Genomic DNA, 23,409 nt, shown 5'->3' with positions numbered 1-23,409 from the left:
GATAATTCCTCCTAAGAAATAAATTTTATATAAAAAGGGAAGCTCCCCCTAAATATCTAGAATTTCTTTTGCTGCTGCTTCATCTGTAATTAATAAATTACTTTTTCCTTGTTTAAAATACGACGCGATGGCTTTGCCTTTAGACTTTCCTCCGGCTATCGTAATTACATTTTCCACCGTTTGTAAATCATCCAACTGTATGCCCGCTGTACGTACTTTGTGTACGACATTTCCTTCAGCATCAAAGTAATATCCAAACGCTTCACTGATTGCCTTATTTTTAATGAGCACTGCGGAAACAGCTTCGGTTGTTTTACGGCGATCAGCCATTGTCATTGCATCACCTATCCCATGCAACACAATGTTAGCTCCCTTAATCTGGGCTAATATATCACTTACAGATGGTTCATTAATAATTGAATTATAAGCTGATTCACTTAATGGATCTGGAACATATAGCAGGCGATACTCCCCTTTTGACTTTCCAGCCATTTCTGCAACAATTGTGTTTGCCTGATTTTCTACTTTTTCCCCAATGCCTCCGCGTGCAGGAACGAAGATATAATCTGGATCTTTACGTAAAGGATGCATAACTTGAGCAACTGCAGCCATTGTTGTGCCTCCTGTTACAGCGATCGTACTTTGATTCTTTAAAATCTCTTTTAGATAAGAGACACAAGCTTTACCCATTTCTTGTTTTACCCAGTCATATTGATCACTATTTCCGGGAAGAATAAGGATATTACCTACATTTAATTTATCCTTCAATTGGCTTTCCAAAACATGTAGACCTTTTAACTCACTAATAAAGCCAGCCATGCGCTCTAAAAGTAATTTACCCTCTTTTGAAATAAACATTCCCCTTGAGGTAATCTGGACAAGGCCTTGTTTTTGCAGGAAATCTATTTCACTACGTACACCACGCTCAGTGAGACCTGTGTTCTCGGCTAGGGTACGTCTTCCAACTGGTTGGAATAAATCTACACTGTTTAGGACGGAGTACCTTTGTTCCATAACATCCAGAAGATCAGGCAAAAGTAACTTTTGTAATTCAATAAGTTCTCTCATTAAAAGTCTCCTTCTCTCTGGTCTATTTTTGTCCCGGATGGTTATATTATGTCCCAAAGTGAGTAAAAAAAACAAAATCTTTGATTACAATGTTAATTATAGCATAGATAGATATAGTTACAAATAATATGCAGGGGAAAATCTTATTCCCTTGCATATTTCTTTATTGCTTCTTCAAGAGAATCAATATTAACTTCTTCACAATCCAACGTGATATCATTTATTTTAACAAAAGGGATTAATAATTGATATCGTTCCAGCCACTCATCATTTGTATAAATATCCCGTTCTTCTATTTCAAAAGGGTAATCATGTTGAAGCATATGCAATAATGCCATAGCATCATCACAAAGGGAGCAAACTTCTTTGGTGTAAAAAATGACTTTTAACATTGACATTATACTCCTTCTGTACTTTAATCAGCAAAGTTTTCTTTTCAGTTTATTTTGCCACATTTAAACCTTTCTGTCACTAGAATTGAAATTTTTAGTTAAAGTAGTTTTCTTCGACTTATTTTTTTTAAAACAACATGATTCTTTACTACTAAGATCTTTCTTTTTAATATAATAAAAGTAAAGGTAATGGAAGGGTGAGCGGATAATGATACTAGTTTATACAGATGGAGCTGCAAAAGGAGATCCTGGTACTAGTGGGGCCGGAATATTTATTAAAGCTGGGGACAACCATTTTACGTATTCGATTCCTTTAGGTATATTATCAAACCATGAGGCTGAATTCCATGCAGTGCTTCAAGCTTTAAAGATATGCAGGAAGGAGTTCCCTGCAGCTATTTTATCTTTTCGATCGGATTCCAAACTTGTCGTTGACACAATTGAAAAAGATTATACTAAAAATACTATCTATCGTTCTCTTCTCGAACAAATTAAGGAGGAAGCAAAACACTTTCCCCACTTTTTCATTAAATGGATACCGGAGAAACAAAACGCAAATGCTGACAAATTGGCTAGAAAAGCCCTTTATCTAGAATAAGCTATATTTAATCAATGTTAACTATCCATCAACATTCTTTAAAAGTAATATAAGAGGTTTGAAGATAACTAAATAGCACTATTCTAAAGACGAACATTCTAGAGTCTGGGAGCCCCTTTCCGGAAATACGCTTCGCTAATTTTTTCAAAAAGAAATCCGAACCACGATTCATTAGTAGTACGAATCGGTTCGGATTTTCAATGTATAATTTTTTGTCCTACCCTCTTCTATTTTCTATTCTCTGAAGCCTGTATTTGCTTTCACCTTTACTTCTGCATACCTTTTCATATCTGTTGTTTTTGACAATACTGTTCCAACATATCCTCCAATAAAGCCCAGAGGAACAGATATAATAGCTGGATTAGTTAATGGGAATAGTGGTTCACCGACAAAAATTGCGGCACCTTCCACAGGCGAAAATACGTTTGGACTCATGGAAACAAGAATAAGAGCTGAAATTAACCCGAATGCCATGGCACTAAGTGCTCCCGTTGTATTAAATCGCTTCCAATATATAGTGTAGAGAATAACAGGCAGATTCGCACTTGCTGCCACACAAAATGCCAGTGATACAAGGAAAGCTACGTTCATTGTTTGCGCAAATAATGCAAGCAAAATAGAAAAAACCGAAACCCCTAACGATGCATAACGGGCTGCAAGCATTTGCTGTCTGTCTGAAACCTGTCCCTTTTTAATAATTTGGCCATAAATGTCATGAGCAAATGCTGAAGCTCCCGATAGGACAAGCCCTGCCACTACCGCCAGTATTGTAGCAAATGCTACAGCAGAAACAAAAGACATGAGAAAATCTCCACCGAGAGCCTTTGCCAATAATGGGGCAGCCATATTTCCAGCCGGGTTCGCTTCTGTAATAATTTCGTTCCCCACGAAAGCTGCTGCACCAAAGCCTAAGAATATTGTAAGCACATAGAAGATACCAACAATCCATGTTGCAGTTACTACAGAGCTTCTTGCAGTCTTGGCGTCCTTTACTGTAAAAAAGCGCATGAGAATATGTGGCAGGCCAGCAGTACCTAAAACTAAAGCAAGCATTAAAGATATAGTATCCATTGGATCTGTATATTTTAAACCTGGATTGAGATAATCTCCACCATGGCTTGTAACTGTTTTCATTTCACTAAACATATACAATAAATTAAAGTTAAATTTAGCTAATACCAGAACTGCTATAATCAATGTACCAATCATAAGGAGGACAGCCTTTATAATTTGTACCCAGCTTGTAGCAGTCATACCTCCAAACAGGACATAAATAGTCATCATCACACCAACTATAAGAACAGCAATCCAATAGTCTATTCCGAATAATAATTGTATAAGTGCACCTGCTCCAACTAACTGAGCAATCATATAAAATATAACAATAGTATGGTACTTAAAGCTGCCATCCCTCGTACTTTCTTTGCATCAAATCGAGCATTTATCATATCAGCAAGCGTATATTTACCTAGATTCCTCAATGGTTCTGCAACTAAAAACATAACGACCAGGTAAGCAATTAAAAAACCAATACTATAGAAAAAACCATCGAATCCATAAAGAGCGATAGCACCGGCTATTCCAAGAAAAGAAGCTGCTGACAAATAATCTCCGGAGATTGCCAAGCCATTCTGCTAGCCTGTGAGACCTCCACCTGCTGTATAAAAATCTCCTGTTGTTTGTGTCCGCTTAGCTGCAAAATATGTAATTACTAATGTTGCGATTACAATAATTAAAAAGAGAGTAATAACAGTCAAGTTCACTTCGTATTTCCTCCTTCATTAAGTTGCTCATCAATAATTCTCTCTGACTGCTTATCGAAAGAAGCGGACTTTTTCACATATACAATGCAAAGTACCCAAGTCATGACAAACTGCGCAAAGGCAAATATCCATGCCCAAGAAATCTCTCCTACTGCAAGTGAATTAAGTATGGTTGAATAGGAAGTTAAAACCGGAAGAGCAAAATAAAACACAAGAAAAAAGACTGTTAAAGGAATAATAAATTTTTTCCTTTCCCGAATAAGTTTCTTAAAAGACCTACTTGCAGCAACACGCTCATATACTGTTGAGCTTTGTACATTGTCCTCATTTTTGATACCGCTTTCAAAACTCATTTACATCCTCCTTCATTTGTGAACTAAATCTACTTTATTGCATAATTTTCAATAGTTTAATAATATACAAATAGTATTGAAAATTCAATATAATTTAATTGAAGTTTAAAAATTGAGACGAAAGTCACGTATAAATAAAAAGGCCTGGAACATAATTAAATAGTTAATTGTAAAGACCAACATTTAAAAAGGTGGGTCCTGCTCGTAAAAAAAGAAATCCGAACCAAGATTCAATAGTATTACGAATTGGTTCGGATTTTCATTGTATAAAAGATTAGTGTCACAGCCTCTTTTAATTTAAGCTATAACACAGACAATTGTTAGTTTAATATATTCCAAGAGAAGCAAATAAAATGGCAATTACAACCGCAATAACCGGAATTAGCACGGCAACTACAAATATATCTTTATAGCTGTCTTTGTGAGACATACCCGTTATTGTAAGCAAAGTTAATACAGCACCATTATGTGGAAGCGCATCCAATCCACCGGAAGAAAGAGAAGCTATTCTGTGAAATGCTTCAGGTGAAATCCCACTATTCATAGCTATCTCGTAATATTTTGAACCAAGTGCTTCCAATGCGATACCCATACCGCCGGATGCTGAACCTGTTGCTCCCGCTAGTATATTAACTGCAACCGCCTCTGATATAAGAGGGTTTCCTTTTATCCCCATTAAGATTTCTGTTAATTTTTCAAACCCGGGGACCACTTTTACTACTGTACCAAAGCCTACTGCTGCACTTGTATTAACAATTGCAGTCACAGATCCGATCGCCCCGCCATTAATTGCTGTAACAAACTTTTTAAATTTGTTTATATTTAATATCATGATTAATAGAATACCTGTTATTAAAGCAGTAATTATATCAAACTTAAACACATTTAATGTCACCAATACAGCTACTAACGGTAATATAGATAGCAAAAAAGCTGGAGCCCCAGTCTCTTTTTCCAGTACATTTTTATCTTCTGGTTCCGTGAAGGTTTCTCCATTTCTTGTTAATGTATTCTCCCTCCAGCGAAGATAAAAGTATCCACCACCAGCCATAATAACAGCGCCAATGATACCCATAACAGGAGCCGCCATGGGACCCGTTTTGAAATAATCCATAGGTATTAAGTTTTGAATTTGCGGAGTTCCAGGTATTGCTGTCATTGTAAAGGTAAAGGCGCCTAAAGCTACAGTAGGAGGGATTAGCCTTCTGCTAATGTTAGCTTCACGGAATAAAGATAGTGCTAATGGGTATACCGCAAAAACGACTACGAATAGACTAACTCCTCCATAGGTGAGTACAGCTGCAGAAGCCAGAACACCAAGAATAGCTCGTTTTGTGCCGATAATCTTGGTTAATGCAACTGCAACTGATCTGGCCATACCTGTATCCTCCATTAATTTACCAAATATAGCCCCTAGCATAAAAACAGGAAACCATGCCTTTGCAAAGGACACAAATCCTCCCATATATGTGTCTTTATATGCTTCAAGTATATCTAGCCCCCCAGTTAATGCTACGACACCAGCAGCTATCGGCGCTACCCAAATGATAGACCACCCTAAGTATGCTAATACCATTAAAACAAGTAAACCAAGTAAAATACCAAACATATATAAACCCCTCCCCTGAATCCTGTTTTAATTTACTTGAACAACCATCGCTATCCCTTGCCCTCCGCCAATACAGAGCGAAGCTACCCCATAGGTCAGATCTCGTCTTTTAAGTTCCTTACATAGCGAATAAAGCACTCTCGTACCACTAGCCCCAATAGGATGCCCCAAAGCAATAGCTCCTCCATTAACATTCACTTTACTTCGATCAAGCTCCAACTCTTTTTCCACTGCAAGATATTGAGAAGCAAATGCCTCATTAACCTCTATAAGATCCATATCCTCTATGGTCAAGTTTGCTCTTTTCAACGCTTGCTGTATTGCTGGAACTGGCCCTATCCCCATAATGGATGGATCAACACCAGCTATTCCCCAGGAAATAATTTTAGCCAAGGGTTTATGGTTTTTATTGGAAACATAATCCCCAGTAGCTATGATAAGCGCTCCTGCTCCATCATTAATTCCACTGGCATTTCCGCCTGTAACCGTTCCTTCTTTTTTAAAAGCTGATTTAAGCTTGGCAAGTTTCTCTGTTGTAGTGTCGTCACGAATATGCTCATCCGTATCAAGCTTTGTAGTTCCTTTTCTGGAAGTTATTTCAACTGGTACAATTTCCTCCATAAACTTCCCATCATCACGGGCTTTTGCAGCACGTTGATGACTAAGAGCTGCATATTCATCCTGTTCTTCCCTGCTAATCTTGTACTTGTCAGCAAGATTTTCAGCAGTAACACCCATGCCTGATCCGATATATTCGTCTGTCAATGAAGCCCAAAGCATATCATCAACTTGCGGAGCACTTAGTTTTGTACCAAATCTGGTCCCTCTAAGTGCATATGGAGCTAAACTCATACTTTCAACGCCACCAGCTAACGCTACGTTAGCTTCACCGAGCATTAGTGATTGTGCTGCTGACACGACAGATTGCAGACCTGACCCACATAATCGATTTACCGTTAATGCAGGCTTTTCTACAGGTATACCGCTTTTTAAGGCTACATGCCTCGTTAGATATGGCGCATTTTTAGCAGAATGAATGACATTACCCATTACTGTTAAATCTACTTCCTCTGGATTTACGTTACTCCTTTTAAATGCTTCCATGCTTGCTGTTACAGCCAAATCTGTTGGATCTACATCTTTGAGTATTCCACCGAATGTACCAAAAGGAGTTCGCGCACCTTCTAAAATATATATTTCGTTCATTTTATCCCTCTTTTCTTACTTATTGAGCTGTATAACCACCATCGATTACCACTGCTTGGCCTGTCACACCTTTTGCTTTATCACTAGCTAAGAACATAACATAGTCAGATATTTCTTTTACCTCCAACAGGCGCTTTTGGGGAACTAGTGGATAAATGACCTCTTCTAGTACTTTTTCTAATGAAATATTCCTATTCTCAGCCAACCTTCCAACTGGTTGCGCACCAACGGGGTGTCTACATAGCCAGGACAGATAGCATTCACCGTAACTCCATCTGCAGCACCTTCAAGCGCCGCTACTTTTGTTAATCCAATCAATCCATGTTTTGCACTATTGTAAGCAGCTTTTCCTGCAAAACCGATAAGACCATTAATAGAGGCCATATTAATAATCCGACCATACCCTTGTTTTTTCATAATGGGAAATGCATGTTTAATTGCTGTAAATGGAGCGACCAGCATTATCTTAGTCATTAATTCAAATTTCTCTGTTGGAAAATCTTCAATAGAATCAACATGCTGCAAACCTGCATTATTAACAAGTACATCCAACCTTCCATACTTCTTTGTGGTTTGCTCAATCGCTGACTGAATTTCTTTTTCATTAGTTACATCACATGCTATACCAATACAAGAGTAACCTTCACTCTTTAGCCTATCAGCCACTTCCTCCACTTTTTCTTTATTAATGTCAGAAAATACAACTTTAGCGCCTTCCTTTGCAAAACCAACACCGATTTCATAGCCGATCCCACTAGCAGCACCTGTAATGAAAACAACTTTATTTTCCACCATTCTTCAGTACCTCCTTTTAATATGAAGCCAGTATGACATGTTCACCGATTTGCAGTTTTGCCTCTGTTGAAGCAACTATATCCTCAACAGTCCAACCATCAGCCACTTCCACAAGATGCAGGCCATCTTCTTTTACATCTATCACTGCACGATCAGTTATGATTCGATCCACCACCTGTTTACCAGTTAGTGGTAACTTACATTGATTAAGAATTTTTGGCTCTCCGTGTTTATTTACATGATCCATAATAACAACTATTTTCTTAGCACCATGAACAATATCCATGGCCCCGCCCATTCCTTTAATCATCTTTCCAGGGATCATCCAATTTGCCAAATCACCTGTTTCAGATACTTCCATTCCTCCAAGGATAGCCAAGTCTAAATGTTCGCCGCGTATCATGGCAAAAGATTCAGCATTGCTAAAATAAGAAGCTCCGGTAGCGGCTGTTACAGTTTCCTTTCCCGCATTGATTAAGTCAGGATCAACCTCATCTTGCAATGGAGATTTCCCGATTCCCAGCAGTCCATTTTCAGATTGAAGGACCATTTCCTTATTAGGCTGGATATAATTTGCTACCATTGTCGGCATACCAATACCCAAGTTGACGTAAAAACCATTCTTAATTTCCCTTTCAGCCCTACGTGCAATTCTTTCTCGAGTTGCTGCTTTATCGATTTGTTTTAACATTATCGTTACCCTCCTATTCGTTTTATGCTTCTTGCCTTAATGTCAAACGTTCTATTTTCTTTTCTTGTTTACCTTCGATTAGTCCTTGGACATAGATCCCCGGGGTATGAACATGATCCGGATCAATACTTCCTGCTTCAACTAGCTCTTCAACTTCAGCTATTGTTACTTTAGCTGCAGCTGCCATCATTGGATTGAAGTTACGTGCTGTTTTATTAAAAACAAGGTTTCCATGTGTATCTCCCTTAGTTGCTCTAACTAAGCTAAAATCGGCCTTTAAAGCAGTTTCCATCACATACTCTTTTCCATCAAATATGCGTACTTCCTTGCCATCTGCAATTGGTGTTCCTACTCCCGCCGGTGTATAAAAAGCAGGTATGCCAGCTCCACCAGCTCGTATTCTTTCTGCAAGCGTCCCTTGTGGATTTAGTTCCACTTCTAATTCTCCTGCTAATACTTGGCGTTCAAACTCTTTATTCTCCCCAACATAAGACCCAATCATTTTGTCTATTTGCTTATTTTTTAAGAGTAATCCAAGTCCCCAATCATCTACACCACAATTGTTAGAGATGACCGTGAGGTGTTTTACATTACTTTCCACAAGAGCGAGGATTAAGTTTTCAGGTATACCAACAAGCCCGAATCCTCCTACCATAATTGTGGATCCGTCATTAATATTTTGTATTGCTTCACTAAATGATGTATAAATTGTTTTCATTTTCTTCCACTCCTCTCACAATTAAATATGCAATAATCATGCCAACTTTTTCAAAGGAAAAAGCGCTTAGCAATGAGTATAGTACAATAATTAAAATAAGCTCTTTTCCGGAAATTCGGAAAAAGAGCTTTGCGTTACTCTTATTTTTATTCTCAGAAGCATTGACAGACTATTCTAATTATCAAGAAATCATATTCCATTATCTCGGAAATGTATTCCGGAATCTCGGAATGTTATAAGTTATATTTTTTAAGTTTATCATAAAAACTAGACTTACCTATCTTTAAACGTTTTGCAGCTTCTATTTTATCACCATTTGATTGATGTAATGCTGTTGTTAATGCTTGTTTTTCTGCCTGATCCAATGTTTCTTTCAAGCTTCCTGTTGGGATTCCTAACGCTATATCTTTTTTTAAATGATCCGGTAAATCTTCCATCGTAATTGTTTCACTCGTTGACAAATGTACAGCTGACTCAATTACATTTTCCAATTCACGAATATTACCAGGCCAAGAATAATTAGTGAGAAATTCAAGTACCTGTGGGTCAAAATACAGTACTCGCTTTCCAGAACGATTTGTCACTTTAGTTAAAATATATTTTGCTAAAACTCGTATATCATCCGCCCGTTCATTTAATGAAGGAATATGGAGCTGTATTACATTAATTCGATAGAACAAATCTTCACGGAAACGCCCTTCTTGAATTAATTTTTCCAATGATTGATTTGTTGCAGCTACAACTCTTACATCGATCTTCTGTGTTTGTACTGACCCAATCGCCTCTACTTCTCCCTCTTGCAATACACGTAAAATTTTCACTTGAGCATTCAATGGCATATCTCCAATTTCATCTAAGAAGATCGTGCCTCCATCAGCAAGTTGGAATTTACCCAATTTGCCACCTTTTTTTGCACCTGTGAAAGCACCTTCTGTATAACCAAACAACTCTGATTCCAGTAAATGCTCGGGAATGGCAGCACAATTGACTTTAATAAAAGGTTTCTGATTCCGCTCACTCAGATGGTGAATACTGTGAGCAAATAATTCCTTACCTGTTCCACTTTCTCCCCTCAGTAAAATAGTAACATCACCCGGAGCCACCTTTTTAACCTGATTTTTAATTTTACTTAATTGTGGAGAACTCCCTACAATATCATGCAATGAATAGGTAACTCCATATCTGTCATTTAATTGACTTCTATAATGTTCCACTTCAAGCATAAGGTCCTTAATATGGCTATTCATCTTCATCCATTCTTTTGTATCACGAAAAAGGACCGTTCCAACAGCCCCAACAATTTCTCCATTAGCATAAACAGGAATTCTGTTTGCTATCATGTGATTTCCGCGTATATATTGAAGATCTGCTATTTCCTCAATCCCGGTTCCTGCCACAATATGCATACGTGTGTTCTCGATAACTTCTTCCACATGTTTGCCAATAATCTCATCTCGGTTTACCTCAATAAAATCACAATACGTTTTATTCATATATGTAATAAGTCCTTTAGCATCGACAATTACAAAACAATGGTAAGCATTTTCTAAAACTGTTTCGAAAATCTCATCCTTATATTTACTGTTAAAGTGTAGCATACAGTTGATTCTCCCTTTAGACCATCCGTCCACTTTTATTTCTTATCTCTTTAGCCTTCAAATGTCCACTTTTAAAACTCGAACTATTTATTCTGATTGCCAGCTCAATAGATTTAAACCTTTTCTTAATGAATGAATGTCAACCTGTCCAGGTGCCGAAGCCTGGTTACCTGCTGCAAAAGTGGCAGCTGAACTAAATAGTTCCCCAGAAAACCTGCTGATCATTCCTAATTGACCCATAGCCATAGTGATCATTGGCTGTTGAACTCCATTTTCTCTTGCAGACAAAGTGATATGCATCAAATTCAACACATCTCTACTACTCTGTGGCATAACAGCAATCTTTAATATATCTGCTCCTAATTTTTCCATTTGATAAAGTCGAAAGCTGAGTTCTTCGTTAGAAGGGGTTTTTGTAAAATCGTGATTTGATATAACCACCTTTGTATTGTGTCTTTGTGCTTTTTCTATGAATTCCTTTATTATGTCTTTTTTATCATAAAATAATTCCACATCAATTAGTTCAATCTGCCCTGTTTTAGCTATTGCTTCCAGCAAAGTCCAATAAAAGGAGTGGTTTATTTTGCAGTCTCCCCCCTCTTTTATGGTTCGAAAGGTAAATAAGATAGGAATGTCTATTAAAACTTTTTTCAAACTCTCTAAGAGGGATATTACAGCATCGATTTGTTCAACTCCTTCATACTTGTCTACTCTCCATTCAACTATATCTGGTTGCAATCCAACTATACTTTCTGCCTCATCTAGCAGTACTTTATCCGTTTTCCCTACCATTGGCACTATAATCTTTGGCTGGCCTTCTCCTATTTTTACGTTTCCTATTTGTACTAATTTCATAATCGCCCTCTCCATTTCTATCAGGAAATCAATTTACTGATAGTTTACCATTTTCCATACGCTTTTTTACAAAAAAATTAATTTGCCTTATACTTATTTTAATTAATCAGACAGTAAAGGAGAAACTATGGAGAAGAATACTAGTATTATTTTAATTGGATTTATGGGCAGTGGAAAAACAACTATCGGGCAAGAACTTGCAAATCTTATGAACCGCGAATTCATTGATCTAGATAAGGAAATTGAAAGAAAATATAACTTGAAAACGACAGAGATTTTTGAAAAGTATGGAGAAGTGGTATTTCGTCAAGAAGAAAAAAGAATGGTCATTCACTTTGTGGAACAGAAAAATAAAGTTATTTCTTTAGGAGGAGGAGCCTTTCTGCAAAATGAAGTTAGGGATGCTTGCCTTGAGAACGGAATCGTTATTTATTTAGAAATTGGATGGGAAGCATGGTTGCAAAGGTTGGATGAACTAACTTCTGACAGGCCTTTACTACAAGGGAAAAGTATAGATGAAATTAAACAGTTATTTGATACCCGTCAAGAAATTTATGAAAGAAATCACATTAGAATTAAAACGGATCACCAGACAGTAACCGAGACTGCGATCCAAATTAAAAAGGAAACAGAGGAGATAGCTTTACAATAATAGCTGAAGACGATGATAGACATTAAGTGCCGGTTTCCTTGTCACAATGTCCGTCATAGAGGCGTTGATAGACATTAAGCTCCAGTTTCTTTGCCGCAATGTCCGTCATAGAGGCGTTGATAGACATTGAGCTACCTTTTCATCCCCCTAATGTCTGTCAACATATTGATAGCCTACAATAAGCGACTCTTTTATAAGTAATGATACACAAAAGTACGTAAACAAAAAAATCAGGCTTCACCTTAATCTTAAGGGGCCTGATTTTATTTAGCGCGCCCAGAGGGATTCGAACCCCCGACACTTGGTACCGGAAACCAAAGCTCTATCCAACTGAGCTATGGGCGCATAGGACTATATTTATTTGACACAATGGATATTATAACGCTTCCTGGATTGTTATACAAGTGTTTTAACAAAAAAGATGTTTATTTTATATTTATCTGGGAAAGCTTGAAAGTAGTTTTAAGGAGAAAAATGTAGAGCGTTTTTGTTTGACCTTCACTGACCTATTGGTTATGATAAACATAGAACGTATTGATAAAGGAGGAAATAAATTTATGAACCTAATTCCTACAGTTATTGAACAAACAAACCGCGGGGAACGCGCATATGACATTTATTCACGTTTATTGAAAGATCGTATTATCATGCTTGGAAGTGCCATTGATGATAACGTGGCTAACTCCATTGTTGCCCAATTACTTTTCTTGGAAGCAGAAGATCCAGATAAGGACATCTCCTTATATATCAACTCTCCAGGTGGTTCTATCACAGCTGGTATGGCAATTTTTGATACAATGCAATTTATTAAACCAAATGTTTCTACCATCTGTACAGGTATGGCTGCATCCATGGGTGCCTTTTTACTTGCTGCTGGCGAGAAGGGTAAACGCTATGCATTACCAAATAGTGAAGTTATGATTCACCAGCCTTTAGGTGGAACTCAAGGACAAGCAACAGATATCGAGATCCATGCTAAACGCATTATTCAGATGCGCGAAAAAATTAATGAGATTTTATCAGAACGCACTGGCCAGCCAATTGAAGTAATTGAACGGGACACAGATCGCGATAACTTCATGACAGCTGAAAAATCAGTTGATTATGGTCTGATTGACAAAATTTTAACAAGAAATACCGATAAATAAAAAATTACTGCCACCGGGAGGCCAAACCCTGGTGGCAGTTTTTTATATATTTGAAACAAATGAGCTTAAATGATGTATTGCCTCTTCTTCATCAATACCGTCTGCAATCAATGTAATGTTCTCCCCATTTGTAATCGCCAGACTCATTAAACCCATAATACTTTTTGCATTCACTTTTTTCCCATCTTTCTCAAGAAACAGATTCGCCGAATAACGGTTTGCTTCTTGTACAAACTGTGCTGCTGGTCTTGCTTGTAAACCTGTTTCCAATTCAACATTGACGGATTTTTCCACCAAAATACTCATCCTCCCCATTTTTCACGTAAGCGCTATCACAGTATATTATTAGATAATCGGCAGTAGAGCTATATCTTCTGCGACCTAATCGCCAAATATCATTCTTCTATAAATTATCCGTATTATATCATGAATGGTAAACAAAATAAACACAATTTCACTTTTACATTATTGCTTCCCCGCGCTTAATCTTTTCCGCAAATTCATCTATTTTTTTTAGTCTATGGTTTACACCTGATTTTGAAATTTTACCACTTGAGACTAACTCTCCCAGCTCTTTCAGAGATACATCTTGATGCTGGACACGTAGAACAGCAATTTCCCGGAGTTTTTCTGGTAATTGATCAAGCCCAACCGTTTTATCAATTAGGTTGATATTCTCAATTTGTCGAAACGCTGCACCAATTGTTTTATTTAAATTTGCAGTTTCACAATTCACTAATCTATTCACTGAATTTCTCATGTCACGAACAATCCGAACATCCTCAAATTTAAACAATGCATTATGTGCACCAATAATACTTAAAAACTCGGTGATTTTTTCGGCTTCTTTCATATACACAATAAACCCATTCTTTCTCTCCAGCTTACGTGCATGTAACCCAAAACCGTTTAGCAAATCACATAATGCGTCATTATGTTCTTGGTAGTAATTTGCTATTTCTAAGTGATAGGAAGAGGTTTCAGGGTTATTAATCGAGCCACCTGCAAGAAACACTCCTCGTAAATATGCACGTCTGCAACATGGCTCTTTCAAATACTTTGGTGATATGGTACGGATAAATGTGTGAGTGCCTTGCAAAATGTCTAAATCAGCTAATAAACTACTTACATCTTCCTTTAATCTCACAATATATACATTATTTTTTTTTAGCTTCATTTTTTTTCGAACAAGTAACTCTACTGGAATCGTATAAATCGACTTAATCAAAGAATATATTCTTCTCGCAATTGCGGCATTTTCTGTTTGTATGTCCAGAACGTAACGTTGTTTGGATAAAGAAATTGCTCCGTTCATGCGGATTAAAGCTGAGAGCTCTGCATGCCTGCAGCATTCCTCCACTTCAATTGCTGTTAACTCTTTTTTTATTTCTGATGCAAAAGACATAAGATCCCCCCTTAACAAATCCCTGTATATTATTTATCTATAATGGAATACAGGAGTTTAGCGACTTTATCATTATCATGCCGCAAAGTTGATTGGGAATGATCAATAATATCCCCTTCAATAATTTGCAAACCCATTTCCAATAATCGTTCTATATCATATACAACCGGTTCTGCATTTTCCTCCGCATATACTGCCCGGACCGCTTTCTTTATCGGCTCATTATGTACCACAATAGAATCGATAGTGCCTTTGCCAATATGGTCAAAAATTGCCTGTACATGATCAGATGCCGTATATCCGGTAGTCTCTCCAGCTTGGGTCATAACATTACATACATACACTACTTTTGCTTTTGCATGTTGTATAGCATCAGCCACACCCGGCATAATAATTGTAGGCATAATACTTGTATACAAGCTCCCGGGCGCTATTACAATTAAATCAGCCCTTTCCAACGCACGAATAGCATTAGGTAAAGGTTCTACAGGTTGAGGGCTAAGAAACACCCTTTCAATATATTTATTAGACAATGGTATATTTGATTCACCCGAAATGACAGTCCCGTCTGTCATCCTTGCATGTAAAGACATATTGTCATTAGATATTGGGTATATTTTACCTTTTACATTTAATACTCTGGAGATTTCTTTAATCCCTTTATTAAAATTTCCAGTTATTGTTGCCATAGCCGCAAGCAATAAATTACCAAGCGAATGACCTGATAAGCCATTCCCTACATTAAAACGGTGTTGGAATAATTCCAGTAACATCGGTTCAGCGTCAGACAAGGCAGCAATGACATTACGAATATCACCTGGAGCCGGGATTGCCATCTCATTTCTTATTCTCCCTGTACTTCCACCATCATCAGCAACAGTAACAAGTGAGGTCAGTTGAATGGGCAGATTTTTCAAACCTCTGAGTAGTACAGGCATGCCTGTACCTCCCCCAACTACGACTACTTGAGGCTGCTTATTTTCTGTCATATTAACGTCCCTTTCTTTTGTCAATGTCACGGTGGCTGACATGCGTAATATAATTTGATGAGAGTTCCTTAGCAAAAAATTCAGTAAGCGCTACAGAACGATGTTGTCCACCAGTACATCCTATTGCTACAACTAGTTGGGATTTACCCTCTTTTTTATATTGTGGGAGCATGAATTGTAACAGATCTAAAACCTTCTCTTTGAATTTCTGTGTATCCGACCATTTAAATACATAAGATGATACATCTTTATCCAACCCAGTTAGTGGTCGCATTTGCTCAACATAATGTGGGTTCGGGAGGAATCGAACATCAAAAACTAAATCAGCATCAATAGGCAATCCATATTTAAAACCAAATGAAACGCAATGGACTGAGAAGGTTTCTTGCTTTTCCTCCGTATAATTTTCTAAGATTATTTCTCTTAATTCTTTTGGCTTCAAATTTGTTGTATCTATAATACGTTGTGCTCTCCCTCTTAGCTCATCAAGCATTTTCCGTTCCTGTTTAATTCCATTTAAAGGAAGGCCCTCTACTGCCAAAGGGTGAGCCCTTCGTGTTTCCTTGTATCTACTTACCAGTTTCTCATTTTTTGCATCAAGAAATAGAATTTGCTCCTCTAACCAATCTTCCTTCGCAAGGCCATCCAATGCTTCAAAGAGAGAGTCAAAAAACTCACGGCCCCGTAAATCCATTACCAGAGCAACTTTTCTTATATTATTAGTTGAGTCCTTCATTAACTCCAAAAATTTAGGTAAAAGCGTTGGAGGCAAATTGTCCACGCAATAATAACCCAAATCCTCAAAACTTTGAACAGCAACTGTCTTTCCCGCACCGGACATTCCAGTAATAATAACTAATTTAGTTTCTTGTTCTCCGTTTCTCATCTATATCTCCCCTTTAGATATGTTGCAATTAATTAACTATGGGATCCAACCGTAAATTAATCAGTTCATAATCCTCTGTATAGGAAAACGAACCATATAACATGGAGGACGAATTTAAAACATGTTGAAAGATTTTACGATCTCCTTCTGCCATAGGCAGATATTTTACTTTTTCTGTAGGAACCCATTCCAATTCACCTTCTCTACAGAATTCTATTAAGTTTCCTTCATATTTCTCACATACAAAAGTAAACATCATCCATTCCTGAACCACTTTTTCAACTGTATGAATAGTAAATGTGAAACTTCCCATTAATTCAGGATCTATAAGAGTAAGTGCAGTCTCTTCTTGATATTCACGGACTACAGATTCTTTGATTGACTCACCAAGCTCCATTTTCCCACCAGGTATGGCGTACCAGCCGCGTCTCGGCTTTTTCATTAATAATATATGGTTATTTTTTATTAATATACAGTTCGTTACACGTTGCATTTCATTCACCTCAAACCTTCTGGAGGACTTTAATACGCTACTACCATTATACTAGGAAAAATAAAATCAACAAGAACTAGTTACTTCCCAACATATAACAACACATACCTTTCCGCATATAAGTGGAAAAAATCATCTAAAGTTGTTCATAAAGTTATACGATTTGAGCTTAGTTATTTACGGTAAAGTCGACCAAAACGACATGTTCAGACAAGTCTTCTGCACAAAAAAAGACACAGGTGACTAACACCTGTGCAAGAAACTAATTTATCTATTAAAAGGGGGTCAATTAGTTATTTATATTGTACCCCATAAATATTGCGAGCGTATTACAGCAGCGTTAAAAACCAATTACGATTACGTAAAGCCTTTATTTAGCGCTTGCCTTTAATTCTTCTGAAAGGTCCTCAACATATTTTATAGCACTCTCAGCTGCAATACTACCATCGCCAGTTGCTGTCACAATTTGTCGAAGCGTTTTTTCACGAATATCTCCTGCTGCAAATATTCCTGGAATCGATGTAGACATATGTTCATCTGTAGGAATATATCCTTCATCGTTTGTGATATTTAAAGATTTAAACGGTTCGCTTAATGGGACCATACCGATATAGATAAATGTTCCATCAATAGCGTGATCATACACTTCACCGGTCTTATTATTTTTTAGGGTAGCACTACCAACTTTTCCGTCTTTCTCGTTGATTTGCTCAACCACAGTATCCCAGATGAAATCCATTTTATCGTTATCAAAGGCACGATCTTGCAGGATTTTTTGTGCGCGTAATTCGTCACGGCGGTGAACTACTGTTACCTTTTCAGCAAACCTTGTCAAATAAATACCTTCTTCTACGGCAGAGTCACCTCCACCAATTACGATTAAATTTTTATTTTTAAAGAAGGCTCCGTCACATACAGCACAATAGGAAACCCCTCTACCACTTAACTCCTCTTCACCAGGTATTCCTAATTTTTTATATTGGGCTCCTGTTGTTATGATAAGTGATCTGGTTTTATATTCTTTTTTCCCTGCTATGAGCGTTTTATAATCACCATGATCAATTACTTCTTTAATATCTCCATATGCATATTCGGCACCAAACTTCTTCGCATGCTCAAACATTTTATTAGAGAGATCCGGGCCTAGGATATGCTCATATCCTGGATAGTTCTCCACATCTTCCGTATTGGCCATTTGACCACCTGGTATTCCTCGCTCGATCATTAATGTGTCCAAGTTTGCTCTGGAAGCATAGACTGCCGCAGTCATTCCGGCAGGACCTGCGCCCGCAATGATTACATCATAAATACGTTCTTCGGACATTTTAAATCGCCCCTTTTTCTTCTAGTAATTATAGCCATATTCAGCTTATAAGAATTAGTTCTTCTCGTCTAATATTATGCTCATTGATCCAGCCAAGGCTGTTTTTCTTTGGATAATGAAGGATGCCTTTTACAGCCCTCTTCCCATAAGGCAATGGCTTTATCAGTCTCTCCTACATGATAAGCTGTATAACTAAACCAGCGGAAATAAGAAGGGTGGCCTTTCACAAGACGCTTTGTTAACTGATGAAAACGTTCATAAGCCTCCTGCAAATTATCTGTTCTCGCCATAGTAACAGCAATTCTTAACTTTTGTTGAGCATGAATCGGATAGACATTTCTCAATGTCTCAACACAGGTTCTATATTCTTTTACCTTGCCCAGTTGATAATAAAATAATGCAAGATTTGTATGTGAATATAGAGCGTTTGGTTCTTCTTTTAGAATATCAAGTTCTTTTTGAATGGCCTCATCTTCTTGCCCTGAAAAGAATAATGCATGTGTATAATCATGTTTAGCCATTTTGTGCTCAGGAAATAATGTCATCATTTCTTCAATTAACGGGAGGGCTTTTTCCCACTCCATATACTCCATGTGGTGAAAAACTGTTTCCTGATAAATCAGAATCTCATCTTCATCTTCCAATTCCCACTCATCATCATCTTCATCGAAATCAATTAATTCCAGCAAGCTATGCGCTTCTTCGTGAAAGTCGCCATCTGGTTCTTTTTCCAGATAGTAATTAACATACTTTTTCGCATCATTAAGCAGGCCTAAATGGGCATAATTATTTGCAATTAAATAATAACAATCCACATAGTCCGTCGTTTGTAACACCTGTGTTAAAAGCTGATTAGCAGCATGGTATGCTCCAATTTCTGTATATATAATTGACATTTGGCAAGCGTATAACGGATCCTCAGGCTTTTCTTCCATTGCCTTTCGCAACCACTTTATCGCAATATCAAATTTTCTTTTTTGAAATGCTTCTACACCTTTTGTGAAATAAAAATCACCTTCCGGAATAAAAGGGATAACATTATTAGATTTATCTTGGCTTTTTTCTTTTGCTTGTTGCATGTGGATACCCCTAACCTTAACTATCCTTAACTTCTTATCACGGAACAAAGTATATCATATTTACTAAGGAATAGATATACACCTCAATGTAAAAAGAGGCTGGGCCAAATGAAATTTTATAAAGTTAAAATCCGAACCGATTCATACTAATAATGAATTATGGTTCGGATTTATTTTTTGTAACGAATTAGCGGAGGAAAAACACGCAGACTCCTGGGACTGCGGTTACTCGTCCCACCGAAAACCATTGTGGGAGAAAAAGCCTAGCTAAGACCCCGGAGTGCATAGCAGGAGGAGGCTTAGCAGCGCCCACGGAAAGCGAAGTGTTTTTCCGGAGCGGGGTTCCCACATTTTAAATAGTTCGTCTTTAGAATAGCGTTGTTTAGTTATGTCCCAGCCCCTTTTTGATTTATTTTACAGGGACGACTGCATCTCTTAGCAGTTGTTCAAGTTCATCAATATACTCTTGCTTTTCTTCTCCAGACCACTTAAGCTGTTTTTCCATAAATTTAATAACATTCTCTTTATGCTCTCTAACCCAATTAATATCAAAGAAGAGTGCTCCCGTACGTCGGACAAAGAAATCAACAGGCTTATACGTGGATTCAAATTCCATTGCATATTTAAGTTCTGCAAAAACTTCAGGAGCAATACCCTCTTTTTCTGCTCTATCGCTTTCGTTTTGGTAAAAATCCAAAATGACATCAAAATTCGCACCATATTTCTGAATTAATTCCAATGCTAAGCTTTCTTCCATTCCAGCAGCTACTGCTAATTCAGCTTTCTTCTTTTTAAAATTTTGGAATCCTTTTGATCCACCGACTTCACCACCAGAAATAGGTAAATGCTCTGTCTCTGATTTGGAATAAAGAATGCCTTCTTCATTTTTAAATTGCTCTACTACTTTATCCACAGCTTCCTGAGCCATTTTCCGATATCCAGTTAACTTTCCTCCAGCCATGGATATTAATCCTGAATCAGAAACAAATATTTCATCTTTTCTTGATATCTCACTTGGATTATCAGTGCCCTCTTCGGCAATAAGTGGGCGTAAACCTGCCCAGCTGGACTCAACATGCTCTGCGGTAATTTCCAATGTAGGGAACATATAATTAATCGCATTAATTATATAATCTCGATCTTCTTCCGTCATCGTTGGATGGGCAATGTCCCCTTTGTAAGTTGTATCTGTTGTACCCACATATGTGACTCGATTTCTTGGAATAGCAAAAATCATTCGACCATCTGGGGCATCAAAATAAATTGCCTGTTGCAACGGAAAGATTTCTTTCGGAAAAACCAAGTGAACCCCTTTTGTTAAATGTAAAGCTTTCCCTTTCTTGGAACCGTCTTTTTCTCTTAGTTCATCTACCCACGGCCCTCCAGCATTAATAACTTTCTTAGCATATATACGGTGTGTTTCTTTAGTAATTTGATCCTCAACCACCACTCCAGTAACCTTGGATTGGTCATTATAAATAAAATCAATCACCTTAGCATAATTAATTGCGTGTACTCCTTTTTGAACTGCTTTCTTTAACACTTCTATTGTTAATCGAGCATCATCTGTTTTGTATTCTACATAATATCCTGCTCCTCTTAAACCATCTTGTTTAATAAGGGGTTCTCTGTTAATCGCTTCTTCAGGCTTAAACATCGTTCGTCTTTCACCTTTTTTCACACCAGCTAAAAAGTCATACACTCGTAAACCAACATTTGTAGTAAAAGGTCCAAAAGTACCTCCTTTATGGAATGGCAGCATCATCCATTCTGGTGTAGTTACATGTGGTCCATTTTCATAAACAATCGCTCTTTCTTTGCCTACTTCGGCAACCATCTTTACCTCAAATTGTTTAAGGTAACGTAGTCCGCCATGAACTAATTTAGTCGACCTGCTTGAGGTTCCTGCTGCAAAATCTTGCATTTCAACAAGCCCGGTTTTTAGGCCACGCGTTACAGCATCTAATGAAATTCCTGCTCCAGTAATACCTCCTCCCACTACAAGCAAATCCAATTTGTTATCTTGTAGTTGCTTATATGTTTCATCACGTTCATAGCTTGAAAAGTTTTTCATTACAATAACCTCCCTGATAATTGAAATCATCTATACATATCCATACCCTTTCTTAAGGACAAACATGTAAGATTTACCGACACTATTACAAAAAAAGAAAAAACCGCAAAATACACTAATAACATATTAGTGATTTGCGGTTTCTCCAATTCTCCGGCCGTATATTAACTTATTTTTATTATATCATATAGATGTTTAAACGTATACTCTTTTATTTAAATGTCTGAGCTGCCTTAACAGCAGTTTGCCATCCCGTATACAAATTTTCTCTCGTATCATCTGACAGATGTGGAGTAAATGTCTTATCTACTTTCCACTGCTTGGCAATTTCCTCTTTGCTTTTCCAAAATCCAACAGCTAATCCTGCTAAATATGCAGCTCCTAGCGCAGTAGTCTCATTTACAACCGGCCTCTCAACCTCTACATCCAACATATCGCTCTGAAATTGCATGAGGAAGTCATTCTTTACGGCTCCACCATCAACCCTGAATTTTTTAACATCAATTCCCGAATCTTTTATCATAATGTCAACTACATCTCGCGTTTGGTATGCCAATGATTCCAATGTCGCCCGTACAAAATGTTCCTTTTTTGTACCACGTGTTAAACCAAATACAGCACCTCTCACTTCACTATCCCAGTAAGGAGTACCAAGCCCAACAAAAGCAGGTACAACATAAACCCCTTCTGTCGAAGATACCGATTTTGCCAATGGTTCACTTTCAGGAGAGCTATTAATAATTTTCAAACCATCTCGCAACCATTGAATTGCTGAACCTGCTACGAATATACTCCCTTCAAGGGCATATTCTACCTTTCCATCAACACCCCATGCAAGTGTTGTCAGTAAACCATTTTCTGACTGGACACCTTCTTCACCTGTATTCATTAGCATAAAACAACCAGTACCATACGTATTCTTTGCCATTCCTTTTTCAAAACAAGCTTGGCCGAAGAGTGCCGCCTGCTGATCTCCAGCCATACCAGCAATAGGGACTTCCTGGCCAAAGAAATGATAATTTACCGTGTTTCCATATACTTCTGATGAAGCTTTAACTTCCGGAAGCATACTAGAAGGAATTTCTAATACATCCAGTAGTTCTTCATCCCACTTTAAATCGTAAATATTATACATTAACGTTCTCGACGCGTTTGAATAATCAGTAACATGCACTTTACCACCTGTCAGTTTATAGACAAGCCATGTATCCATTGTTCCGAATAAAAGCTCACCGTTCTCTGCCTTTTCTCTTGCACCTTCCACGTGATCAAGTATCCATTTCACTTTTGTACCAGAGAAATAGGGATCAAGTAACAATCCTGTTTTATTACGAAAGATATCATTATAACCTGATTCACGTAGTTGATTACATATTTCTTGTGTTTGTCTTGATTGCCAAACAATTGCTTTATGGATTGGCTTTCCTGTCTGTTTATCCCAAACTACGGTTGTTTCTCGTTGGTTTGTAATACCAATTCCTGCAATTTGTTCAGGATTTACATCACTTTTACGTAATGCTTCTGAAATACAAGATAATATAGAAGTCCAAATTTCATTCGCATCATGCTCTACCCAACCTGGTTTAGGAAAAAATTGTTCAAATTCTTTCTGGCCTGTTTCTACTATTTCTCCTTTATGGTTAAAGATAATTGCACGAGAACTCGTTGTTCCCTGATCCAATGCCAACATATATTTTTCCATTATTTTACTCC

General features: G+C 37.5%; 21 protein-coding genes, 1 tRNA gene and 2 pseudogenes. 3 read left to right on the top strand and 21 right to left on the bottom strand.

What is annotated here, in order from left to right; translation table 11 throughout:
• Nucleotides 1-48: 48 nt before the first annotated feature.
• A complete protein-coding gene (locus JCM12304_RS03280) occupies nucleotides 49-1,068 on the bottom strand; it encodes a sugar-binding transcriptional regulator (RefSeq protein ID WP_060678530.1) in 1,020 nt (339 codons plus the stop codon).
• A 143-nt stretch (nucleotides 1,069-1,211) separates the two neighbouring features.
• The gene (locus JCM12304_RS03275) at nucleotides 1,212-1,460 is read right to left on the bottom strand and encodes a glutaredoxin family protein (RefSeq protein ID WP_019377634.1); all 249 of its coding nucleotides are present in this window, start codon (nucleotides 1,458-1,460) and stop codon (nucleotides 1,212-1,214) included.
• 208 nt (nucleotides 1,461-1,668) lie between these two features.
• On the opposite strand from JCM12304_RS03275, the gene JCM12304_RS03270 reads away from it, so the two are divergent.
• Nucleotides 1,669-2,058 (top strand): reverse transcriptase-like protein, encoded by a 390-nt coding sequence (locus tag JCM12304_RS03270; RefSeq protein WP_060678529.1) that lies wholly within the window; start codon nucleotides 1,669-1,671, stop codon nucleotides 2,056-2,058.
• 234 nt (nucleotides 2,059-2,292) lie between these two features.
• On the opposite strand, the pseudogene JCM12304_RS03265 reads toward JCM12304_RS03270, so the two are convergent.
• The 9 genes and pseudogenes from JCM12304_RS03265 to aroD all read right to left on the bottom strand — a co-directional run bounded on the left by JCM12304_RS03265 (nucleotide 2,293) and on the right by aroD (nucleotide 11,646).
• Nucleotides 2,293-3,821: pseudogene (locus JCM12304_RS03265) on the bottom strand (solute symporter family protein).
• A complete protein-coding gene (locus tag JCM12304_RS03260; protein WP_060678528.1) occupies nucleotides 3,818-4,174 on the bottom strand; it encodes a DUF485 domain-containing protein in 357 nt (118 codons plus the stop codon). Before JCM12304_RS03260 ends, JCM12304_RS03265 begins: the two are co-directional and overlap by 4 nt.
• 325 nt (nucleotides 4,175-4,499) lie before the next feature.
• Complete coding sequence (locus JCM12304_RS03255; protein ID WP_019377638.1) at nucleotides 4,500-5,783, bottom strand: GntP family permease; 1,284 nt, start codon at nucleotides 5,781-5,783, stop codon at nucleotides 4,500-4,502.
• A gap of 27 nt (nucleotides 5,784-5,810) precedes the next feature.
• Nucleotides 5,811-6,989, bottom strand: coding sequence for a thiolase family protein (locus tag JCM12304_RS03250; RefSeq protein WP_060678527.1), 1,179 nt, complete (start codon nucleotides 6,987-6,989; stop codon nucleotides 5,811-5,813).
• Nucleotides 6,990-7,008: 19 nt separating this feature from the next.
• Nucleotides 7,009-7,784, bottom strand: a pseudogene (locus JCM12304_RS03245) (3-hydroxybutyrate dehydrogenase).
• Between the two features lie 16 nt (nucleotides 7,785-7,800).
• On the bottom strand, nucleotides 7,801-8,475 hold the full coding sequence (locus JCM12304_RS03240) for a 3-oxoacid CoA-transferase subunit B (protein WP_060678526.1): 675 nt from the start codon (nucleotides 8,473-8,475) through the stop codon (nucleotides 7,801-7,803).
• 22 nt (nucleotides 8,476-8,497) lie between these two features.
• Nucleotides 8,498-9,193 carry a CoA transferase subunit A gene (locus JCM12304_RS03235; protein ID WP_019377642.1) on the bottom strand — a complete coding sequence of 232 codons (696 nt, stop codon included), beginning with the start codon at nucleotides 9,191-9,193 and terminating at the stop codon, nucleotides 8,498-8,500.
• 233 nt (nucleotides 9,194-9,426) lie between these two features.
• Nucleotides 9,427-10,791: a sigma-54 interaction domain-containing protein gene (locus JCM12304_RS03230; RefSeq protein WP_060678525.1), complete on the bottom strand. Its 1,365-nt coding sequence runs from the start codon at nucleotides 10,789-10,791 to the stop codon at nucleotides 9,427-9,429.
• Between the two features lie 87 nt (nucleotides 10,792-10,878).
• The gene (gene aroD, locus JCM12304_RS03225; RefSeq protein WP_060678524.1) at nucleotides 10,879-11,646 is read right to left on the bottom strand and encodes a type I 3-dehydroquinate dehydratase; all 768 of its coding nucleotides are present in this window, start codon (nucleotides 11,644-11,646) and stop codon (nucleotides 10,879-10,881) included.
• A 127-nt stretch (nucleotides 11,647-11,773) separates the two neighbouring features.
• Between aroD and JCM12304_RS03220 the strand changes: the two genes are divergently transcribed.
• A complete protein-coding gene (locus JCM12304_RS03220; protein ID WP_060678523.1) occupies nucleotides 11,774-12,298 on the top strand; it encodes a shikimate kinase in 525 nt (174 codons plus the stop codon).
• Between the two features lie 271 nt (nucleotides 12,299-12,569).
• Here JCM12304_RS03220 and JCM12304_RS03215 read toward each other — a convergent pair.
• Nucleotides 12,570-12,643, bottom strand: a tRNA-Arg gene (locus JCM12304_RS03215).
• 212 nt (nucleotides 12,644-12,855) lie between these two features.
• Here JCM12304_RS03215 and clpP point away from each other — a divergent pair.
• A complete protein-coding gene (clpP, locus tag JCM12304_RS03210) occupies nucleotides 12,856-13,446 on the top strand; it encodes an ATP-dependent Clp endopeptidase proteolytic subunit ClpP (RefSeq protein WP_019377714.1) in 591 nt (196 codons plus the stop codon).
• Nucleotides 13,447-13,488: 42 nt separating this feature from the next.
• On the opposite strand, the gene JCM12304_RS03205 is transcribed toward clpP, so the two are convergent.
• The 9 genes from JCM12304_RS03205 to glpK all read right to left on the bottom strand — a co-directional run bounded on the left by JCM12304_RS03205 (nucleotide 13,489) and on the right by glpK (nucleotide 23,398).
• Nucleotides 13,489-13,743, bottom strand: coding sequence for an HPr family phosphocarrier protein (locus JCM12304_RS03205; RefSeq protein ID WP_019377715.1), 255 nt, complete (start codon nucleotides 13,741-13,743; stop codon nucleotides 13,489-13,491).
• 163 nt (nucleotides 13,744-13,906) lie between these two features.
• The gene (gene whiA, locus JCM12304_RS03200; protein ID WP_060678522.1) at nucleotides 13,907-14,851 is read right to left on the bottom strand and encodes a DNA-binding protein WhiA; all 945 of its coding nucleotides are present in this window, start codon (nucleotides 14,849-14,851) and stop codon (nucleotides 13,907-13,909) included.
• A gap of 29 nt (nucleotides 14,852-14,880) precedes the next feature.
• Nucleotides 14,881-15,840, bottom strand: a complete 960-nt coding sequence (gene mgfK / locus JCM12304_RS03195; RefSeq protein ID WP_060678521.1) for a gluconeogenesis morphogenetic factor MgfK — start codon at nucleotides 15,838-15,840, stop codon at nucleotides 14,881-14,883.
• A gap of 1 nt (nucleotide 15,841) precedes the next feature.
• The gene (rapZ, locus tag JCM12304_RS03190; RefSeq protein ID WP_019377718.1) at nucleotides 15,842-16,726 is read right to left on the bottom strand and encodes an RNase adapter RapZ; all 885 of its coding nucleotides are present in this window, start codon (nucleotides 16,724-16,726) and stop codon (nucleotides 15,842-15,844) included.
• A 28-nt stretch (nucleotides 16,727-16,754) separates the two neighbouring features.
• Entirely contained in the window at nucleotides 16,755-17,219 is a 465-nt protein-coding gene (locus JCM12304_RS03185; RefSeq protein ID WP_026041425.1) for an NUDIX hydrolase, read from the bottom strand.
• Between the two features lie 370 nt (nucleotides 17,220-17,589).
• Nucleotides 17,590-18,543 carry a thioredoxin-disulfide reductase gene (gene trxB, locus JCM12304_RS03180; RefSeq protein WP_019377720.1) on the bottom strand — a complete coding sequence of 318 codons (954 nt, stop codon included), beginning with the start codon at nucleotides 18,541-18,543 and terminating at the stop codon, nucleotides 17,590-17,592.
• 80 nt (nucleotides 18,544-18,623) lie between these two features.
• Nucleotides 18,624-19,622: a tetratricopeptide repeat protein gene (locus tag JCM12304_RS03175; protein WP_060678520.1), complete on the bottom strand. Its 999-nt coding sequence runs from the start codon at nucleotides 19,620-19,622 to the stop codon at nucleotides 18,624-18,626.
• A gap of 409 nt (nucleotides 19,623-20,031) precedes the next feature.
• A complete protein-coding gene (locus tag JCM12304_RS03170; RefSeq protein ID WP_060678519.1) occupies nucleotides 20,032-21,696 on the bottom strand; it encodes a glycerol-3-phosphate dehydrogenase/oxidase in 1,665 nt (554 codons plus the stop codon).
• Nucleotides 21,697-21,907: 211 nt separating this feature from the next.
• Entirely contained in the window at nucleotides 21,908-23,398 is a 1,491-nt protein-coding gene (gene glpK, locus JCM12304_RS03165; protein WP_060678518.1) for a glycerol kinase GlpK, read from the bottom strand.
• Nucleotides 23,399-23,409 lie beyond the last annotated feature (11 nt).

Origin of the sequence: Virgibacillus halodenitrificans JCM 12304 (assembly GCF_001310895.1) — a bacterium.
GTDB classification, from domain to species: domain Bacteria; phylum Bacillota; class Bacilli; order Bacillales; family Amphibacillaceae; genus Virgibacillus_Q; species Virgibacillus_Q halodenitrificans.
This window is presented reverse-complemented; position numbering and strand designations above follow the sequence as displayed.

What these genes read in the sequence shown, in the direction of transcription:
- JCM12304_RS03280 (WP_060678530.1), bottom strand. Translation starts at nt 1,068, where the DNA reads ATGAGAGAACTTATTGAATTACAAAAGTTACTTTTGCCTGATCTTCTG.
- JCM12304_RS03275 (WP_019377634.1), bottom strand. Translation starts at nt 1,460, where the DNA reads ATGTTAAAAGTCATTTTTTACACCAAAGAAGTTTGCTCCCTTTGTGAT.
- JCM12304_RS03270 (WP_060678529.1), top strand. Translation starts at nt 1,669, where the DNA reads ATGATACTAGTTTATACAGATGGAGCTGCAAAAGGAGATCCTGGTACT.
- JCM12304_RS03260 (WP_060678528.1), bottom strand. Translation starts at nt 4,174, where the DNA reads ATGAGTTTTGAAAGCGGTATCAAAAATGAGGACAATGTACAAAGCTCA.
- JCM12304_RS03255 (WP_019377638.1), bottom strand. Translation starts at nt 5,783, where the DNA reads ATGTTTGGTATTTTACTTGGTTTACTTGTTTTAATGGTATTAGCATAC.
- JCM12304_RS03250 (WP_060678527.1), bottom strand. Translation starts at nt 6,989, where the DNA reads ATGAACGAAATATATATTTTAGAAGGTGCGCGAACTCCTTTTGGTACA.
- JCM12304_RS03240 (WP_060678526.1), bottom strand. Translation starts at nt 8,475, where the DNA reads ATGTTAAAACAAATCGATAAAGCAGCAACTCGAGAAAGAATTGCACGT.
- JCM12304_RS03235 (WP_019377642.1), bottom strand. Translation starts at nt 9,193, where the DNA reads ATGAAAACAATTTATACATCATTTAGTGAAGCAATACAAAATATTAAT.
- JCM12304_RS03230 (WP_060678525.1), bottom strand. Translation starts at nt 10,791, where the DNA reads ATGCTACACTTTAACAGTAAATATAAGGATGAGATTTTCGAAACAGTT.
- aroD (WP_060678524.1), bottom strand. Translation starts at nt 11,646, where the DNA reads ATGAAATTAGTACAAATAGGAAACGTAAAAATAGGAGAAGGCCAGCCA.
- JCM12304_RS03220 (WP_060678523.1), top strand. Translation starts at nt 11,774, where the DNA reads ATGGAGAAGAATACTAGTATTATTTTAATTGGATTTATGGGCAGTGGA.
- clpP (WP_019377714.1), top strand. Translation starts at nt 12,856, where the DNA reads ATGAACCTAATTCCTACAGTTATTGAACAAACAAACCGCGGGGAACGC.
- whiA (WP_060678522.1), bottom strand. Translation starts at nt 14,851, where the DNA reads ATGTCTTTTGCATCAGAAATAAAAAAAGAGTTAACAGCAATTGAAGTG.
- mgfK (WP_060678521.1), bottom strand. Translation starts at nt 15,840, where the DNA reads ATGACAGAAAATAAGCAGCCTCAAGTAGTCGTAGTTGGGGGAGGTACA.
- rapZ (WP_019377718.1), bottom strand. Translation starts at nt 16,726, where the DNA reads ATGAGAAACGGAGAACAAGAAACTAAATTAGTTATTATTACTGGAATG.
- JCM12304_RS03185 (WP_026041425.1), bottom strand. Translation starts at nt 17,219, where the DNA reads ATGCAACGTGTAACGAACTGTATATTAATAAAAAATAACCATATATTA.
- trxB (WP_019377720.1), bottom strand. Translation starts at nt 18,543, where the DNA reads ATGTCCGAAGAACGTATTTATGATGTAATCATTGCGGGCGCAGGTCCT.
- JCM12304_RS03175 (WP_060678520.1), bottom strand. Translation starts at nt 19,622, where the DNA reads ATGCAACAAGCAAAAGAAAAAAGCCAAGATAAATCTAATAATGTTATC.
- JCM12304_RS03170 (WP_060678519.1), bottom strand. Translation starts at nt 21,696, where the DNA reads ATGAAAAACTTTTCAAGCTATGAACGTGATGAAACATATAAGCAACTA.
- glpK (WP_060678518.1), bottom strand. Translation starts at nt 23,398, where the DNA reads ATGGAAAAATATATGTTGGCATTGGATCAGGGAACAACGAGTTCTCGT.